Annotated in this window: 14 protein-coding genes; 4 read left to right on the forward strand and 10 right to left on the reverse strand. The window is 68.6% G+C overall.

The annotated features are described in order from the left end of the window. Nucleotides 1-76 precede the first annotated feature (76 nt). From asd to ABD693_RS09415, 7 genes are all read right to left on the reverse strand, one after another. Nucleotides 77-928: an archaetidylserine decarboxylase gene (asd, locus tag ABD693_RS09385; protein WP_344696804.1), complete on the reverse strand. Its 852-nt coding sequence runs from the start codon at nt 926-928 to the stop codon at nt 77-79. Between the two features lie 75 nt (nt 929-1,003). Continuing rightward, the gene (locus ABD693_RS09390) at nt 1,004-2,338 is read right to left on the reverse strand and encodes an MFS transporter (protein WP_425567273.1); all 1,335 of its coding nucleotides are present in this window, start codon (nt 2,336-2,338) and stop codon (nt 1,004-1,006) included. A gap of 64 nt (nt 2,339-2,402) precedes the next feature. Beyond that, on the reverse strand, nt 2,403-2,762 hold the full coding sequence (locus ABD693_RS09395) for a hypothetical protein (protein WP_344696805.1): 360 nt from the start codon (nt 2,760-2,762) through the stop codon (nt 2,403-2,405). Nucleotides 2,763-2,789: 27 nt separating this feature from the next. Then, the gene (locus tag ABD693_RS09400; RefSeq protein WP_344696806.1) at nt 2,790-3,587 is read right to left on the reverse strand and encodes a TrmH family RNA methyltransferase; all 798 of its coding nucleotides are present in this window, start codon (nt 3,585-3,587) and stop codon (nt 2,790-2,792) included. Nucleotides 3,588-3,603: 16 nt separating this feature from the next. Beyond that, nucleotides 3,604-4,944 carry a dicarboxylate/amino acid:cation symporter gene (locus ABD693_RS09405; protein ID WP_344696807.1) on the reverse strand — a complete coding sequence of 447 codons (1,341 nt, stop codon included), beginning with the start codon at nt 4,942-4,944 and terminating at the stop codon, nt 3,604-3,606. Nucleotides 4,945-5,016: 72 nt separating this feature from the next. Continuing rightward, nucleotides 5,017-5,715, reverse strand: a complete 699-nt coding sequence (locus tag ABD693_RS09410; RefSeq protein ID WP_344696808.1) for an anti-sigma factor — start codon at nt 5,713-5,715, stop codon at nt 5,017-5,019. Beyond that, a complete protein-coding gene (locus ABD693_RS09415) occupies nt 5,712-6,218 on the reverse strand; it encodes an RNA polymerase sigma factor (RefSeq protein WP_344697608.1) in 507 nt (168 codons plus the stop codon). Before ABD693_RS09415 ends, ABD693_RS09410 begins: the two co-directional genes overlap by 4 nt. Nucleotides 6,219-6,330: 112 nt before the next feature. Here ABD693_RS09415 and ABD693_RS09420 point away from each other — a divergent pair, with 112 nt between their 5' ends. The 3 genes from ABD693_RS09420 to ABD693_RS09430 all read left to right on the forward strand — a co-directional run bounded on the left by ABD693_RS09420 (nt 6,331) and on the right by ABD693_RS09430 (nt 9,807). Continuing rightward, nucleotides 6,331-7,638, forward strand: a complete 1,308-nt coding sequence (locus ABD693_RS09420; RefSeq protein WP_344696809.1) for a S8 family serine peptidase — start codon at nt 6,331-6,333, stop codon at nt 7,636-7,638. Nucleotides 7,639-7,738: 100 nt separating this feature from the next. After that, on the forward strand, nt 7,739-8,407 hold the full coding sequence (locus tag ABD693_RS09425; RefSeq protein ID WP_344696810.1) for a hypothetical protein: 669 nt from the start codon (nt 7,739-7,741) through the stop codon (nt 8,405-8,407). A gap of 152 nt (nt 8,408-8,559) precedes the next feature. Beyond that, nucleotides 8,560-9,807 (forward strand): metal-dependent hydrolase family protein, encoded by a 1,248-nt coding sequence (locus ABD693_RS09430; RefSeq protein WP_344697609.1) that lies wholly within the window; start codon nt 8,560-8,562, stop codon nt 9,805-9,807. 1 nt (nt 9,808) lies between these two features. On the opposite strand, the gene ABD693_RS09435 is transcribed toward ABD693_RS09430, so the two are convergent. Beyond that, entirely contained in the window at nt 9,809-11,962 is a 2,154-nt protein-coding gene (locus ABD693_RS09435) for a penicillin acylase family protein (protein WP_344696811.1), read from the reverse strand. 81 nt (nt 11,963-12,043) lie between these two features. Between ABD693_RS09435 and ABD693_RS09440 the strand changes: the two genes are divergently transcribed. After that, a complete protein-coding gene (locus ABD693_RS09440; protein WP_344696812.1) occupies nt 12,044-12,970 on the forward strand; it encodes a cation diffusion facilitator family transporter in 927 nt (308 codons plus the stop codon). Here the strand turns inward: ABD693_RS09440 and ABD693_RS09445 are convergent. Together ABD693_RS09445 and ABD693_RS09450 are read right to left on the reverse strand one after the other, a co-directional pair. Continuing rightward, entirely contained in the window at nt 12,967-14,355 is a 1,389-nt protein-coding gene (locus ABD693_RS09445) for an efflux transporter outer membrane subunit (protein WP_344696813.1), read from the reverse strand. The two genes, ABD693_RS09440 and ABD693_RS09445, sit on opposite strands and share 4 nt — an antisense overlap. Continuing rightward, nucleotides 14,352-17,558: an efflux RND transporter permease subunit gene (locus ABD693_RS09450; RefSeq protein ID WP_344696814.1), complete on the reverse strand. Its 3,207-nt coding sequence runs from the start codon at nt 17,556-17,558 to the stop codon at nt 14,352-14,354. Before ABD693_RS09450 ends, ABD693_RS09445 begins: the two co-directional genes overlap by 4 nt.

A 17,558-nucleotide genomic window follows, 5' to 3' on the forward strand; every position in this document is an offset into this window, starting at 1 on the left:
TCCGGCGATCCGGCGCGCAGTTGGCGCAGGCCCGTGGCATTGACCGGTTTGCCCGATTCGAGCCTGCCGTCGACGGTCAGGCCGGGCGGTTGCCCATCATCTCGCCAAGGCGGACGGAGCGCTCGGGTGCCCAGTCGGGATTGAAGGCGATGGCCCCTTTTCGGAACAGCATGACGATCGTCGACCCGAGGAGGAAGCGGCCCATTTCCTCGCCCTGGCGAAGGACAATGTCGCGGTCGGCATAGTCCCATTCGGCGACCTTGCCGGTGCGCCTGGGATTGACGACGCCGTGCCAGACGGTGGCCATGCTGCCGACGATCGTCGCGCCGACGAGGACCATGACGAAGCGGCCGTGCTCGGGGGAATCGAAGACGCAGACGACGCGTTCGTTGCGCGCGAACAGGCCGGGCACGCCGCGAGCGGTCACGGGATTGACCGAGAAGAGGGTGCCGGGGACGTAGATCATCCGCACGAGGCGGCCGTCGCACGGCATGTGCAGGCGATGATAGTCCTTCGGCGACAGATAGAGGTTGGCGAAGTGGCCGTGGCGGAAGTCGGCCGCCAGCCCTGCGTCGCCGCCGACCAGCGCGGTGGTCGTAAAGCGATGCCCCTTGGCCTGGACGATGTGGTGGTCGTCGATCGCTCCGAACTGGCTGATGGCGCCGTCGACCGGGCAGGTGAAGTCGGCCACAGCGAGCGGGCGTGCGCCGGCTTTCAGCGGCCGGGTGAAGAAGTCGTTGAAGCTGCGATAGCTGGCGATGTCGGGATTTTCGGCCTCGCTCATGTCGACCTGATATTTGCCGACGAACCATCGGATCAGGCGGGTGGTGGCAGCGCCGTGCTGCCCGCCGGCGACGTGCCCCGCGAAGGTGGTGAGCCGTTGCTTGGGCAGCAGGTGCTGGAGCATTACCTTCAGGCGGTCAGACAAGGCAGGTCTCTTTCACTCGGCAAGGCAGGGATAAGCGCGAAGCGCTTGGACAGGCGCGCGCGTTCCGGCGCGCGCTCAGTCCTCGGCGATCGCACTGCTGTCGCGCGTGTCTTTCATCCGCAGATAGACGACGAGCGAGGCGGCGATCACCGCGGTCACGTACCAGTAGAAGCCGCGCTCCCAGCCCGCATCCTTAAAGCGCAGCGCAACATATTCGGCGGTGCCGCCGAACAGCGTGTTGGCGAGCGCATAGGGCAGTGCCACGCCGAGTGCGCGGATATGCGCGGGGAAGAGCTCGGCCTTCACGACGGCGTTGATTGCTGTGTAGCCGGTGACGATCACGAGCCCGACCATGACCAGCGCGAAGGCCATCCACGGGTCGCGCGTCGTCTCGAGCGTCGCGAACAGGGGATAGGTGCCGACGACCCCCGCCACGCCAAAACCGATGAGCAGGGGCTTGCGGCCGACCCGGTCGGACAGCGCGCCGGCCAGTGGTTGCAACAGCATGAAGAGGAACAGGCTTGCGCCGTTGATGCGCGAGGCGGTCTCGCGGTCGAACCCCGAGGTGTTGACGAGGAATTTCTGCATGTAAATCGAGTAAGCGTAGAAGGCGAGCGTGCCCCCGGCGGTGAGCAGCATCACCGTGACCGCCTCGCGCGGGTGGTGCCGGAAGAGGGCGAGGGCGCTCGAGGCGGGGGCATCGGTCGCGCGGGCTTTGGTGAAGCTCTGGGTCTCGGCGAGGCCGCGGCGGATCCAGAACACCACGATCGCCAGCACTGCGCCGATCGCGAACGGGATGCGCCAGCCCCAGTCTTCGAGTGCGGCTTCCGACATGGTCGCCTGAAGCACGAGAAGCACGCCGATCGCGGTGAGCTGGCCGCCGATCAGCGTGACATATTGGAAGGAAGAGAAGAAGCCGCGCCGCTTGCGGCCCGCCATCTCCGACAGATAGGTCGCGCTCGCGCCATATTCGCCGCCGACCGACAGGCCCTGCAGCAGCCGGGCGACCAGCAGTACGGCGGGCGCGACCAGCCCGGCCTGCTGGTAGGTGGGTGAGACCGCGATCATCAGCGAGCCCGCGCACATCAAGGTCACCGACAGCGCGAGCCCGCTCTTTCGCCCGCGGCGATCGGCATAGATTCCCATGATCCATGCGCCGAGCGGCCGCATGAAGAAGCCGACCGCGAACACCGCCGCGGCGCCGAGCAATTGCGCGGTCGGATCGGCCGAGGGGAAGAAGTGCGGCGCGAAATAGAGCGTGAAAGCCGCATAGGCGTACCAGTCATACCATTCGACGAGATTGCCGGTGGCGCCGCCGACGATTGCCTTGAGGCGCATTCGCGTGGAGACCGCACTCGCATTGCCCGGGGAAGCGATGGCGGAAGGTTTGGCGGTGGAGGGATGCGACATGGCGCCTTCCTTAGGGTGAAGTCCGGGCGCGGAACAGGATGGCCGGTCGATCAGTGCCGCGCCATCACTGGTAGCGCAGCATCTTCTCGAAGCCTTCATTTGCCTTGGTCATCTTGGCGACCTTTCGCAGATAGGTACGGACGTGCCGCTCGAAGCGCTCATCGTCGTTGATGCCGGTCGCGGGATAGTCGTCGCGCGCGATCAGTTCTTTGAGGCGCTTGGCGAGGCTTGCCTGTTCGTTCGTGTCGTCACCGACCAGCAGGGTGCGGCAAACCCAGTCCTCGGCGGCGGCCTTGTCATAATCGTCGCGGGCCTCGTAACCGCGCCGGTCCGCGGCGGCCTGGTCGAGCTTGGCAGACTCGCGCCGCTTCTCGAGCCACTTGCGCACCTGCGCCGCGTCCCATGCCTTGGCAGGCTCGGTCATCCTCGTCTCCGTTTCGGTAGTGCGATGTCACACCCGATAGGCGGAGAGATGATGAAGCACGATCCCCGACGTGGTCGCGACGTTCAGGGAATCGAAGCCGTTGGCCATGGCGATCCGCAGGCTTCGGGTGCGTGCAAGGAGGGCCGGGGACAGGCCGGGGCCTTCGGCACCCAGCAGCAGGGCATTGCGCGCCGCCGGGCGCCAGCCATGGAGCAGGGTGTCGCCGGCGGGGCTCAGCGCCACGCTCGCGACCTCGTGGCGTTCGAAAAGCGCCAGCGCGTCCTCGCCGCGGTCGAGGCGCGCGAAAGGCACCAGGAGGGTCGCCCCGACCGAAACGCGGATCGCCTTGCGGTAGAGCGGGTCACAGCAGTCGGGATCGAGCAGCACTGCCCCGATGCCGAAGGCGGCGGCGTTGCGGAAGATGCCGCCCATGTTGTCGTGATTGGCGATCGCCGACAGGAACAGCACGTCTTCGGCGCTTTCGAGCAAGGCGTCGGGCGTGGGCTTGTCGACTTGTCGGGCGATGGCGAGGATGCCGCGGTGGACCGGAAAGCCCGCGATCCGGTCGAACACCGCTTGCTCGCAGGCAAAGACCGGCACGTCGTCGGGAAGCTCGGCGAGGAGGCCGTCGAGCGACGCAAGCCGCTTGGCGGCGATCAGCAGGGACACGGGCCGGAAGCGGGTCGAGCCGACCAGCTTTTCGAGGACCACGCGGCCCTCGGCGATGAACAAGCCCGCGCGACCGACGAGGTCACGCTCGCGAATGTCGCGATAGGCGTCGATACGCGGGTCGTCGGGATCGTCGATGGGGATGATGCTGGGCATGAGAGCGAAGGGCCGCTTACGGTGCGATCGCGCCCTCGGGAAGTTCCTCGACGCTTGGGAGCTCGCCCGCGATCGCGGCGTCGAAGTGGGCGCGGTCGAAGCCGCCCTCCCAGCGCGCGATGACGATCGTCGCCACCGCATTGCCGATGAAGTTGGTGAGGCTCCGGCACTCGGACATGAAGCGGTCGACGCCGAGGATCAGCGCCATGCCCGCGATCGGGACCGACGGCACGATCGAAAGGGTCGCGGCTAGCGTGATGAAGCCCGCGCCAGTCACCCCGGCGGCGCCCTTCGACGATAGCATCGCGACGCCGAGCAGCAGCAACTGGTCGCCGAGGCTGAGGTCGACCCCGGTCGCTTGCGCGATGAACAGGGCGGCCAGCGTCATGTAGATGTTGGTGCCGTCGAGATTGAACGAATAGCCGGTCGGGACGACCAGCCCGACCACCGACTTGGGACAGCCCGCGCGTTCGAGCTTCTCCATGAGGGCAGGAAGCGCGCTTTCGGACGAGGAGGTGCCGAGCACCAGCAGCAGCTCGCCCTTCAGGTAACCGATAAGCTTGAGAATCGAGAAACCGGCCAGCCGCGCGACGGCGCCGAGCACCAGCAGAACGAAGAGCAGGGAGGTGAGGTAGAATGTCGCGACGAGGCCGACGAGGTTGGCGAGGGTGCCAATCCCGTAGGCGCCGATGGTGAACGCCATGGCGCCGAACGCACCGACCGGGGCCGCCTTCATCAGGATCGCGACGAGCTTGAAGAAGGCGAGCGACAGGTCCTCGAGCGCGCTCAGCAGGCGATCGCCGCGCGGGCCGACCAGCGCCAGCGCGATGCCGAACAGCACCGCGACGAACAAGGTCTGGAGGATGTTCCCCGAGGTCAGTGCCGAGACGACGGTGTCGGGAATGATGCCGAGCAGGAAGCCGGTGACCGTGCTCTCGTGCGCCTGTTTGGCATAGGTGCCGATCTGCGCGCTATCGAGGGTGGCGGGATCGATGTTGAGCCCGGCGCCGGGCTGGATCACGTTGCCGACGATGAGGCCGAGGATCAGCGCCAGCGTCGAGAAGAACAGGAAATAGGCGAAGGCCTTGCCGACCACGCGCCCGACCCGCCCGAGGTCACGCATCCCCGCGATCCCCGTGACGATGGTCAGAAAGATAACCGGAGCGATGATCATCTTCACCAGCTTGATGAAGCCGTCGCCGAGCGGCTTCAGCGCCTTGCCGGTGTCGGGGAAGAAATAGCCGACCAGCACGCCCGCAACGATCGCAACGAGAACCTGCAGGTAGAGATGCCGGTACCAGGGCAGCGCGCGCGGCGGCACGGCTTCGTGATGGGGATGAACGATATGCCCTGCCATGATGCCCTGTTTTCGCCCTTCTGCCGGATACAAACCTTGTTGTGGTCGGGCCCCGGTCAAAAGGCAAAGGCGTCAGTTCTTCCAACCGCCCTCGACGAGCCTGGCTTCACCGGCGGGGTCGAGCGGATCGCCGGCGATGCGAGCATCGATCAGCGCGCCGAGCGCGGGGTCGGGGCCCGCCGCCATGCGATAATCGCCGCGGCCACTCTGCCCCGCGACCAGCCCTTCGATCGCCCAGTCGCCGCCCTTGCGGCAGGCAAGGCCGCTCTGCGCCCCGCTGGAGAAGGATCGGCAATAGCGGCCGCTTTCGTCCTTGAAGGTGAGCCCGATGCGGACGCCGGATTGCTCGCCCGCGCTGGCGAGCTGGGTGTCGAGCGCGTGGTCGAGCGTCCCGGCGGCGGCGAGGCGGCCGTCCCGGGTCTCGAAGCTCCCGCTCCCGCCGCGCGGCATGGCGACACCCAGCGTGAGGCCGAGCGCGAGGCTGGCCGCCATGGCGAGGCCGGTGACGGTCCAGCGCCGCGTCTTGCGCGCACGGGCGGCGGCGAAGTCGATGACGTCGGCCGAGGGTGTCGCGGCTGCGCGAAGCGCGTCGGGAACGGGCGCGTCAACGATGGGCGCGAAGGCGGCGCTAAGGCGCTGCCCGAGCGCGCGATGCTCGGCGGCGAAGGCCGACAGGTCGGGATCGGCGGCGACCTTGGCGGCCATCGCGCTTGCCTGCGGTTCGGCCAGCTCACCATCGAGCCAGGCATAGAAATCGGGGTCGTCGGTCATTGGTCAGCTCCTCCGCCAAGCGAGGCGAGCAAGGCAGTGCGGCCGCGTACGAGGCGGCTCGAAACGGTTCCGATCGGCAGGCCGAGCAATTCGGCCGTCTCGCGATAGCCGAGACCCTCGATCATGATCAGCGAGACCACTTCGCGCTGTTCGTCGGGAAGCGCGCTCATGGCGCTCATGACGGTGGCGAGTTCGGCCGAACGCTCGATCGCCGCCGCTCCGTCGAAGCCGACCTGTTCGCCAGCTTCGGGCGGCGCTTCCCAGGCGGCCTTGCGCTGACGACTGCGGCCCTCGTCGATCCACAGGTTGCGGGTGATCCGGAACAGCCAGGAATCGAGCCGCGTCCCCGGCGTGAACTGGTCGCGGCTTCTGAGCGCACGCTCGACCGCCTGCGCGGCAAGGTCGTCCGCGTCCGCCGGATTGCGCGAGAGGGAAAAGGCGAAGCGCCGCAGCCGCGGCAGCATCGAACCCAGCGCGTCGGCAAATTCGTCCCGTTTTGTCATTCTGCTCCATCGGGGGATGAAACGACGCTGGCCTGCCGTTTCATCCGCGACGCCGAACTGATTAAGGTAGCCTCGAATGTCCAGACGCTCATCCGCCCTTGCCGCCCTGCTCATGGCCGGCGCCGCGCTTGCCGCGGGCACCGCCGCGCGGGCGCAATTGCTGCCCTCGCTTCCGGTGGGTGTACCGTCGCTGCCGCTGCCGGGCGCGACGCGCGGGCTGCCGGTGGTGGGCGACCTCCTGTCGGGGATCAGCCAAAGCGAGCAGCAGGCGGCGATCGCGCCCAGCCTCGACCGGCTTGGTGTCGCCCCGGCGATCGGCGGGCTGGCCGAAAGCTCGCTCGCCGAATTGCGGCGGCTTCGACTGGGCGAGCTGGTCCGCACCAACCGCGAGACCCTCGAGATGGGGCAGGGCGGGGCGCCCGTCCGCCGCGGGGTGCTGATTGCGATCGATCCCGACGCCGAGGACCTCGCCCGTGCGGCGCGGCTCGGATACCGGGTCGAGGCGCGCGAGGATCTCGGTGGGCTGACGAGCGTCACCCTGCGCCTGCCGCGCGGGATTTCGGTGAAGGAAGGCGTCAAGCAATTGGCCAAGGCCGCACCGGGAATGACCCTCGACGCCGACCCGATCTACGAGCCTGCCGGCGGCGCGCTGCTGCCGATCGCGGGCGCGGTCTTGGCCGGTGCCTCGCCGCCACCGGTGCCCGCAGGCAAGGTCATCGTGATGATCGATGGCGGGGTGGCGGCGCACCCCAGTCTCGCCCGCGCCCGCCTCGTGCAGCAGGGCTTTGCCGGCGCGGCCAAGCCGACCGGGCACGGCACGGCGGTGGCCTCGCTGCTCGTCGGGCAGGACGGGCAGTTCCGCGGCGCGGCGGGCGGCGCGACGCTCTATGTCGCCGACGTCTATGGCGGCAGCCCTGCGGCGGGCAGCGCGAGCGCGATCGTCCGGGCGCTTGCATGGGCGGCGTCCAAGAACCCCGATGCGATAAGCATCAGCCTGGTCGGGCCGAGCAGCATCCTCCTCCAGCGCGCGGTCGCGATCCTGGCCGCCCGCGGCATCCGGATGGTTGCGGCGGTCGGCAACGACGGCCCCGCCGCTCCGATCCAGTATCCGGCGGCCTATCCCGCCGTGACGGCGGTCACGGCCGTCGACGCGCGCGACCGGGCCTTGCCCGAAGCCGGCCGGGCGGCGCGGCTGGATTTTGCGGCGCCGGGTGCGGACATGGCGGCGGCGCTCCCCGGCCGGGGCTATGCCAAGGTGCGGGGCACGAGCTTCGCGACACCGCTGGTCGCCGCGCGGCTGGCCGCGACCGGCTCGGCGCAGGCGTTGGAGCGCGAGGTCGCGCAGGGGCGCGGCAAGGTCGGGCGCGGGATCGTCTGCCGGACCTGCCGCACCGACCCGAAAGTTGTCGGAGCGAAATAAAATCGCCGCGCCGGGATGAAGCTTGGAAGCGGTGTCGTTCTCCTGATGCAAGCTCCCCGTGGCTGCACGAAATTCGCAAACGACACGAAAGGTTTGTCACATGGTTCGCTTCACGCTCGCACTCGCCCTCCTCGCCGGTACCGCGGCGGCGCCCGCTTCGGCCCAGCTGCTCGGCAATCTCGGCGGCTCGGTCGGCGGCGTCGTCAACGGCACGCTCAACGGCAGCAATTCGCTCGGCGGCAGCCTGGGCGGCGCGCTTGGCGGTACCGGCTCGCTGAACGGGACGCTGAGCGGCGTCACCGGGTCGATCACCAACAGCGTCACCAGCAGCGTTAGCGGCGCGGGCTCGGTGACCTCGAGCCGCTCGATCGACACGCGCAGCGGCTCGGCCAGCGGTGACGTCGGTCTCGCGGGCTCGCTCGCGGGTGCCGCCGAAGGCGCGCTTAATGCCGCGGGCGGTGGCCAGTCGGGCGGTCTCGCCGGCTCGCTCGCCGGTAGCGCCTCGGGCGAGAAGAGCGCCGGCTTCGGCGTCCAGGCGCTTGGCACCGATGCGGTCCGCTCGGTCGCGGGGAGCGCGGCCGGGACGGCGCGCGGCCAGGTCGACGCGATGCGCGGCCAAGTCGCCGAAGCGCGAGGGCAGGCGCAAGGCCAGGCCTCGGGCGCGCTCGGCGGAGCGCTTGGCGCGGCCCGCAACGCCGGCAGCCTGTCGGCCTCGGGCAACGCCAGCGGCTCGGCCGAAGGAAGCGCTCGCGCTTCGAGGAACCACTAAGCTCGCACTCCCCCCGTGAGCTTGCCGGCCCTTCCCCCGGGGGCAGGCAAACAGCAGCGGTCCGCCGATTCCTCCCGGCGGGCCGCTCGCTCGTCTTGCGTCGTGGCGCGCTCTGGGCTTGGCTGCCCGCAAAGGAGAGCCTCGCCGTGCCGATCAGCTTTATCGCCCTTGCCGCCATTGCGGCCGCGCAGCCGCAGGCCGCCACTGCCGATGCCCTGCTGCTGAAGCCCGCCCGCGTGTTCGATGGCGCCGGCGCCCCGCACGCCGGCTGGCAGGTGCTGATACGCGGCGGCCGGATCGAGGCGGTCGGGCCGGCCCTGTCCGCACCTGCCGGAAGCCGCGTGATCGAGCTTCCCGGAACGACCCTGATGCCCGGCATGATCGAGGGGCACGGGCATCTGTTCCTGCACCCCTACAACGAAGCCAAATGGGACTCGCAGGTGCTGAACGAGCCTCTGGCGCTGCGCACCGCCCGCGCGGTGGTCCATGCCCGGCAGACGCTCGAGGCGGGCTTCACCACCGAGCGCGACCTTGGCACCGAAGGCGCGGGCTATGCCGACGTCGGGCTCCGCCAGGCGATCGACGCGGGGATCGTGCCCGGCCCGCATCTCGTCGTCGCGACCAAGGCGATCGTCGCGCGCGGCGCTTATGGCCCCAAGGGTTTCGAGCCGGGCGTCGAGGTGCCGCAGGGCGCGGAGGAAGCAAGCGGGGTCGACGAAGTGGTCACGGCCGTGCGCTCGCAGATTGCGGCCGGCGCGGACGTGGTGAAACTCTACGGCGACTATCGCTGGCGCGCGGGCGAGGACAGCCGCCCGACCTTCTCGCTGGCCGAGCTCAAGGCGGCGGTGGACGCCGCGCATGACGCGGGGCGGCAGGTCGCGATCCACACCTCGACCCCCGAGGGCATGCGCCGGGCGATCGCGGCGGGAGCGGACACGATCGAGCATGGCTATGGCGGGACCACCGAAATCTTCGCCGCGATGAAGGCGCGCGGCATGACGCTTTGCCCGACGCTGGCGGCGTCCGACGCGGTCGCGCGCTACGGGGGCTGGACCGGGACTGAGCCGGCGCCGGCCTCGGTCGCGCTCAGCCGGAAGGCTTTCGCGCTGGCGCTCAAGTCAGGCGTGTCGATCTGCATGGGCGGCGACGTCGGCGTCTACGCCCATGGCGACAATGCCCGCGAGATGGCGCTGATGGTGGCGAATGGCATGCGCCCGCTCGACGTGCTCGCCGCCGCGACCTCGGGCAATGCCAAGGCGTTCGGGCTTGCCGATCGCGGCTCGATCAGGCCCGGCCTCCGCGCCGACCTCGTCGCGGTCGAGGGCGATCCGAGCACCGACATCGGGGCGATACGGCGTGTCCGGATGGTGATCAAGGACGGCCGGATCGTCCGCGAATAGCTCAATCCCCCGGGCGGTAGCGCCGCTCGGTGTGACGGGCGAGGTCGTCGGGGTAGAAGTAGACTGGCCGCAGGTTCCCCGACGCATAGCGCTGCGCCTGGTCGGTGAAGTGCGGCGAGGCGGGATTGCCGCTTTCTCCGCCCGCGGTGACCGCGACGGCGCGGACGCGTGGCCCGAACTCGACCGCCGCGACGAAGCTGTTGCCGCTCGTCCCGTACCAGCGTTTGGTGCCGGGCTTGGGGCCCGAACCGACGGAAGCGAGCGACCCCCAGATTCCCGAAGCGAAGGGCAGGGGGATGCTGGGCGATGCATCGCTGAACGGATGGTCGATCGCGGGCGAGATGCGCTGGAAGCGGTTGATCTCGCCCCACGGCACCTGCCAGCGTCCGAAGTCGCGGGTCAGGCGCGCGGTCGCTTCGGCCAGCGCGTCGAGCTTCTGCGCGTCGGTGGTGCCGGAGCCTAACCGTGCGAAGAAGCGATTACGCGATTCGTTCGCGAGCGGCGTCATTTTCTTCTGAATCGCCTCGCCCCAGAACATCGCCAGCGACTGCGCGACGCTGTCCGCGCTCCAGCGATGGTCCCAGCCGCGAAGCAGCGCGATCTGCGCCGCGAGATCGCGTCGGCGAGCGGCGTCGCGGGGAAGCGCGTCATAGGCTCGGACGAGTTGGGGCATCAGCTCGGCAAAGCCCGGCTGGTTGCGGTCAAAGGCGGCGGCGCGCAGGCCCTCGAGTGTCCAGCCTCTGGAGCCGGTCAGCAGCTGCTGCGCGTGGATCCCGCGATAATTTTCGCCGTAGAGATCCATGTAACGCGGAAAGCGCCGCGCATCGGGGCTGGCGCTGCCGGCCGCACGATAGGGCCAGGCATTGGTGTTCTGGACCCAGCCAGTCGCCGGATTGGGCGTGCTCGGGAGCTCGGCGAGCGCATGCGTTCCGCGCCAGTCGGTGCGCGGATCGCTGCCATCGACCACGCCTGAATAATTGAAGCGGTCGTCGCGGCGGGGGACGAATTGCGGAAGGAGGAACGCGATCTCGCCCTTGGCTGTGGCCAGCAGCGTGTTGTTCGAGCTGTTGGCCTTGCGCTCCGCGACCGCGAGGAAGGAGGGCAAGTCACTGGCCTTGGTGCGCAGGAAGCTCTGTTCGAGCGCGGCGACGGGCCGGTCCATCATCGCGAAGGTGATCCAGCGGCCGTTGTCGGCGCGCACGACCGGACCGCGGTGCGTGTGCCAAATTCGGAAGGTGCGGCTGGCCAGCGTGCCGTCGGCACTTCGGTAGCGAAGCGTCACATTGCGCTGCTCGAGCGGTCGCCATTCCTTGCCGAAGCGGTAACTGGGACGCGGCCCCTGCCGGACGTCGAAGGCAAACTCGTCGACGCTGTCGACCCCGCTCGTGGTGTGCATCCAGCCGAATTTCGGGTTGAAACCCTGGTAGATGAAGAACTGGCCCCAGGTCGCGGCGCCATAGGCGTTGAGCCCTTCGTCGCTCGTCACCTGCTGCTCGGAGCGAAAGAAGAAGCTGGTGTGCGGGTTGATGAGGAGCAGCGCCTTGCCGTCGGCGGTGAGTCTGGGTGCGATGGCGATGCCGTTCGATCCGCGCGGTTCGCCGTCATGCGCCTCAGCCATCGCGGGGGTATCGCCCGCGCTGCCATAGAACTGCTCGAGCTTGCTCGGATCGATCCGCTCGATGTCGCCGCCGATGCTGCCTTCGGTGAAGCTCAAGGCCATCCACGGCTCGAAGCGCGTCAAGACGCGCGGCCTGACCTCGGGATGCCGGGCGAGGTAGAAGTTGAGACCGTCCGCCCAGGCTACCATCAGGCGCCGTAGCCATGGCGGGCTTTCGGCATAACGCGCCTTGAGGCTGTCCTCGCTGACGTAGAGTCGGGCGCGGAGGTCGCGCCAGATCGCCTTCTCGCCCTCGGCCTCGGCGGTGCGGCCGAGCGCGGTCAGATAATTGGCCTCGATCCGCGGAAAGTCATCCTCGGCCTGCGCATAGATCATGCCGAACACCGCGTCGGCGTCGGTCCGCCCCCGGACATGGGCAATGCCCCAGTCGTCGCGGACGATCGACACGCGCGATGCCTGCGATCGCCAGTTCGCTTCCTCCGGTGCGGCGGCGCTACTGAGGAGGAGAAGGAGCGGGGCGGCGAGGAGGCGCGTCATGCGCGGATGCTGGCGGTGAAGCCGCGCGACTGCAAGCGTGCCGCCTACGCAACGATCCGATCGAAGCGGGGTTGTGGCGGGGTGGCCGAGCATAGTTCCAGAACAGCGATCATCGCGGCCCTGATCGGGAACCTCGCCATCGCGGTCGTGAAAGGCATCGCCGCGGCAATGACCGGCAGTAGCTCGATGCTGAGCGAGGCGGTCCATTCGCTGGTCGACACCGGCAACGAGGTGCTCCTGCTTTACGGCCAACATCGCGCGGCCAAGCCGCCCGACGACCTTCATCCCTTCGGCCATGGGCGCGAGCTATATTTCTGGTCGTTCGTGGTCGCGCTGCTGATCTTCGCACTCGGCGCAGGCGTGTCGATTTACGAAGGCATGCTCCACATCGCCAGTCCCGAGCCGATCGAACGGGCGTGGATCAACTTCACCGTGCTCGGCCTCGCCTTCGTCTTCGAAAGCATTTCGTGGTGGTTCGGCTGGAAGGCGTTCAACGTCGACCGCAAGGGCCGCGGCATCTGGAGCACCTTCAAGGCGAGCAAGGACCCGACCACCTTCATGGTGCTGTTCGAGGATAGCGCGGCCCTGGTCGGGATCGTTGTCGCGGCGCTCGCGACGGGCCTGTCGCTGTGGCTCGAGACACCATGGCTCGATGGCGCCGGGTCGATCCTCATCGGGATATTGCTGGCGGTGGTCGCGGTGCTGCTCGCGCGTGAGAGCAAGGCGCTGCTCATCGGCGAGCGCGCTTCGCCCGAGATCGGCGCGTCGATCCGCCGCATCGCCGCCGAGGAGGAATGCGTCGCCAAGGTGATCGACGTCACCACTTCGCAATTGTCGCCCGACCAGGTGATCGCCAGCGTCGCCATCGACATCGAGGACTCGCTTCGCGTTCCCGAGGTCGAGGGGCTGATTGGCCGCCTCGAAGCGCGGATCAAGGCCGAGCATCCCGAGCTGTTCCGGATATTCATCCGGCCCGAGCCCGCGCCAGACGGAGCGGTCGGACCCTAGCGGCCGTCTCCGCCGAGCACCCGGTAAAGCGTGACCGCGTTACGCGCCTGCGCAAGCCGGACGGCGGTGAGATTGCGCTCGGCGGCATAGGCCGAGCGCTGCGCGTCGAGGGTCGAGAGGAAAGGATCGATCCCCTCGCGGTAGCGGGCCTGGACAAGCGTCAGGTTCTGGAGCGTCGCCGCGACGTTGCGCTGGTTGGCCGCGACCCGCTCGCCCACGGTGCCCTTGTCGGCGAGTGCGTCGGCGACCTCGCGGAAGGCGGTCTGGATCGACTGCTCGTAGCTCGCCACCGCCGCGTCGCGCTGGGCTTCGCGCAGCCGCACGGTCGCGCGCCGGATGCCACCCGAGAAGATCGACTGGCGCGCGTCGGCGGCGGCGGAGAAGGTGAAGGCGCCGCCGCTGAACAGGCCGGTCAGCGTGCTGCTGGCAAGGCCAAGGAGCCCGGTCAGCGAAATGCTCGGGAACAGTGCGGCGCGGGCCGCGCCGATCTCGGCATTGGCGGCGCGAAGCTCGAATTCGGACTGGATGATGTCGGGGCGGCGCAGCAGGACCCGGCTGTCGAGCCCGACCGGGAGCGCCGCGACGCTTGCGGCAGCCTGTTCGAGATTGGCGGGGAGCAGCGAGGGGTCGATCGGTGCGCCGACCAGCAATTGCAGGAGATTGACGTCCTGCGCCCGGAGCGCCTTCTGTTGCGCGAGGTCGGCGCGCGCGGTCTCGAGGATCTGCTGCGCCTGGAGGAGATCAGTGCGCGGCGCGATGCCGCCCTTCAGCCGCGCTTCGGTCAGCGCGCGGGTCCGCTCGGCCGACCGGACGGTGTTCTCGGCGATGAGGAGGAGGCTCGTGTCGGCGGCATAGGTCAGCCAGGCGTCCGCAATGTCGCCGATGAGCGCGATCCGGACGCCGCGCTCGGCCGCCGTGGTGGCGAGGAGGCGGTTCTGGTCGGCGCGGGTCAGCGACGCGAGGCGGCCGAACAGGTCGAGCTCGAAGGAGGGAAGCAGGCTCGCCGATCCGCCGACGCGCACCCCGTTGATGTTGCCCTGCGCGTTGCGGCGGGGCGTGACGTCCACCCCTGCGGCTGCGTCGAGCTGCGGGAGCTGCGCCCCGCGCGTGATGCCGACTTGCGCCCGCGCGGCGGCGATGTTGGCGGCGGCAATCCGCAGGTCGCGATTGTTCTGCAGCGCCTGCCCGATCAGCGTCTGCAGCCGCACGTCGCGGAACACGTCGCGGTGGGTGAAGTCGGAGAGAGCCGGAGCCTCGGCACGATAGGGATCGCCGATCGGGAAGCTGGCGGGGACGGGGGCGGCCGGCCGATTGAGCTGCGGATCGAGCGAGGTGCAGCCGGCGAGGAGCGCGACCATCGTCAGCGCGGAAATGCTCTTCTTCACGCGGTCGCCTCCCCGGTCGGTGCCGCGGGCCGGCGGCGGAAGCGCCCGCGGATGAAGGTCACGCCCTCCTTCGCGCCGCGGCGGACAAGGACGAAGAACAGCGGAATGTAGAAGAGCGCGAGCAAGGTCGCGGTGATCATCCCGCCGATGACCGCGGTGCCGATCGCGATGCGGCTGTTGGCGCCGGCACCGGTCGAGATGGCGAGCGGCAGCACGCCGAAGATGAAGGCGAAGCTCGTCATCAGGATCGGGCGGAGGCGGATGCGCGCGGCTTCGAGAGCGGCTTCCATCACTGGCTTGCCGGCGCGTTCGGCCTGTTCGGCGAATTCGATCATCAAGATGGCGTTCTTGGCGGCGAGGCCCATGGTCGTAAGCAGGCCGATCTGGAGATAGACGTCGTTTTCGAGCCCGCGCAGCGTCACCGCGAAAACCGCGCCGACAAGCCCGAGCGGGATCACTAGCAGCACCGCGACGGGGATCGACCAGCTCTCGTAGAGCGCGGCGAGGCAGAGGAAGACGACCAGCAGCGACAGCCCGTAGAGGAGGGGTGCCTGGCCCGAGGACAGGCGCTCCTGGAACGATGCGCCCGACCAGGCGACGCTGGTCCCGGGGACGGACTTGGCGAGCTCCTCCATCCGCATCATCGCCTCGCCCGAGCTGACGCCCGGCGCGGGGGTGCCCTGAAGCTCGAACGAGGGGACGCCCTGGAAGCGCGAAAGGCTGCTCGGGCCGGTGCTCCACCCGGTGCGGGCGAAGGCCGAGAAAGGGGTCATCTCGCCGCCCGACCCACGCACATACCATTGCCCGAGGTCGGCCGGGTCGGCGCGGTAGGGGGCGTCGCCCTGAACATAGACGCGCTTCACCCGGCCATTGTCGATAAAGTCGTTGACGTAGCGTCCGCCCCAGGCGGTCGCGAGGGTGTTGTTCACGTCATTGGTGCTGAGGCCGTAGGCGGTGACGCGCTGCGGATCGACATCGACCTTGAGGTTGGCGACGTCGGGCAGGTCGCTGAGGCGCACCGAGGCGAGCTTGGGGTCTTCGGAGGCGGCGGCGATCAGCCGGTCACGCGCGGCCTGGAATTGCTCGCGGCTCATCCCGCTCGAATTCTGGAGCTGCATGTTGAAGCCGCTGGTCTGGCCAAGGCCGCGGATTGCGCCGGGCACCAGCGCGAACACCTGCGCGTCACGGAAGCCGCGGAAGGCGCCCGACGCGCGCTCGACGATCGCCTTGGCGCTGTTCTCGCTGCCCTTGCGCTCGTCCCATGGCGCGAAGTTGATGAAGCCTTGGCCCGTGTTCTGCCCCGACGCGCCGCCACCACCGCCACCACCCGCGACCGTGAAGACGGTGGCGAGGTTCTTCTTCTCGTACTGATTGAGATATTGCTCGATCTGCCGCTGGACCTGGAGCGTCCGCTCCTGCGTCGCGCCGGCGGGCAGGCGGAACTGGATGCTCGCCGCGCCCTGATCCTCGGTCGGGAGGAAGCTCGTCGGCAAGCGCTGGAACATGACCACGAGAATGACGCAGATCACCGCATAGATGGCGAGGAACAGCCATTTGCGCGCGATCACTTTGACGACGCCGCCCTCGTAGCGCTCGATCCCACGGCTGAAGGTGCGGTTGAACCAGTCCTGGAAGCGGTGCGCGGTGCGTTCGAAGACGTTGCGATCCTGTCGGCCGGCTGCTTCCTCTTCAGGCGTTTTGCGGGCCTTGAGAAGGGTTGCGGTGATCGCCGGGCTAAGGATCAGCGCGACCAGCACCGACAGGACCATGCAGCTGATGATGGTCAGCGCGAACTGCTGGTAGATGACGCCGGTCGAGCCGCCGAAGAAGGCCATGGGCAAGAACACCGCCGAGAGCACCACCGCGATCGCGACCAGCGCGACCTGAATTTCCTTCATCGAGATCTCGGTCGCCTCGCGCGGGCTCATGCCCGGATTTTCCTCCATCAGCCGCTCGACATTCTCGACCACGACGATGGCGTCGTCGACGAGGAGGCCGATGGCGAGGACCAGCCCGAACAGGGTCAACGTGTTGATCGAGAAGCCGGCGAGATAGAAGACCGCGAAGGTGCCGAGGAGCACGACCGGAACCGCGATCGCGGGGACCAGCGTCGCGCGCCAGCTCTGCAGGAAGACGAACATGACGATGACGACGAGGACCACCGCCTCGAGCAGCGTTTTGACCACTTCCTCGACCGACAGGCGGATGAAGGCGGTGGTGTCGTTGGCGTAGGCGACCTTGAGACCTTCGGGGAAACCGGACTGCAGCTCGGCGACGCGCGCCTTGATGAGGTCGGCGGTCTTGAGCGCGTCGGCGCCGGGGGCGAGGCTGATCGCCATGCCCGCGCCTGGATGGCCATTCACCCGGCTAATCGAATTGTAGCTTTCTGCGCCGAGCTCAACCCGGGCGACGTCGCGGACCCGGACGCTGGCGCCAGAGGGATCGGTCTTGAGGATGATGTCGCCAAACTGCTCGGGCGTGCGCAGCCGCGACTGGGCGGTGACGGTGGCGTTGAGGAGCTGGCCCTGCGGCGCGGGAAGCGCGCCGACTTCGCCCGCCGCGACCTCGGTATTCTGGTTCTGGATCGCGGTGATGACGTCGCTCGGCATCAGGCCGACCGCGGCGAGGCGCTGGGGATTGAGCCAGATGCGCATCGCGCGCGAGGAACCGAAGACGTTGACGTCGCCCACGCCCTCGACCCGGCTGAGCGGATCCTGGATGTTCGAGGTCAAATAGTCCGACACGTCGATGTTCGAGCGCTGGTCGGTCTCGTCATAGACCGCGACGATCAGCAAGAAGTCGGGGTTCGACTTGGTGACCCGGACGCCCTGCTGCTGGACCTGCTGCGGAAGGCGGGTGAGCGCCTGCTGGACTTGGTTCTGCACCTGGACCTGCGCGGTGTCTGGGTCGGTGCCCTTGGCGAACACCGCCGAGATGCTGACGCTGCCGCGCGACGACGATGTCGAGGAGAAATAGAGCAATCCGTCGATGCCGGTCAGCTGCTGTTCGAGAATCTGGGTGACGCTGTTCTCGACCGTCTCGGCCGAGGCGCCAGGATAGGTCGCCCGGACATTGACCTGCGGCGGGGCGACGTCGGGATATTGCTCGACCGGAAGCTGGGTGATCGCGCCGATGCCCGCGAGCATGACGATGATCGCGAGCACCCAGGCGAAGATGGGGCGCCGGATGAAGAGCTGCGACAA

It is taken from the genome of Sphingomonas rosea, assembly GCF_039538065.1.
Lineage (GTDB): Bacteria > Pseudomonadota > Alphaproteobacteria > Sphingomonadales > Sphingomonadaceae > Sphingomicrobium > Sphingomicrobium rosea.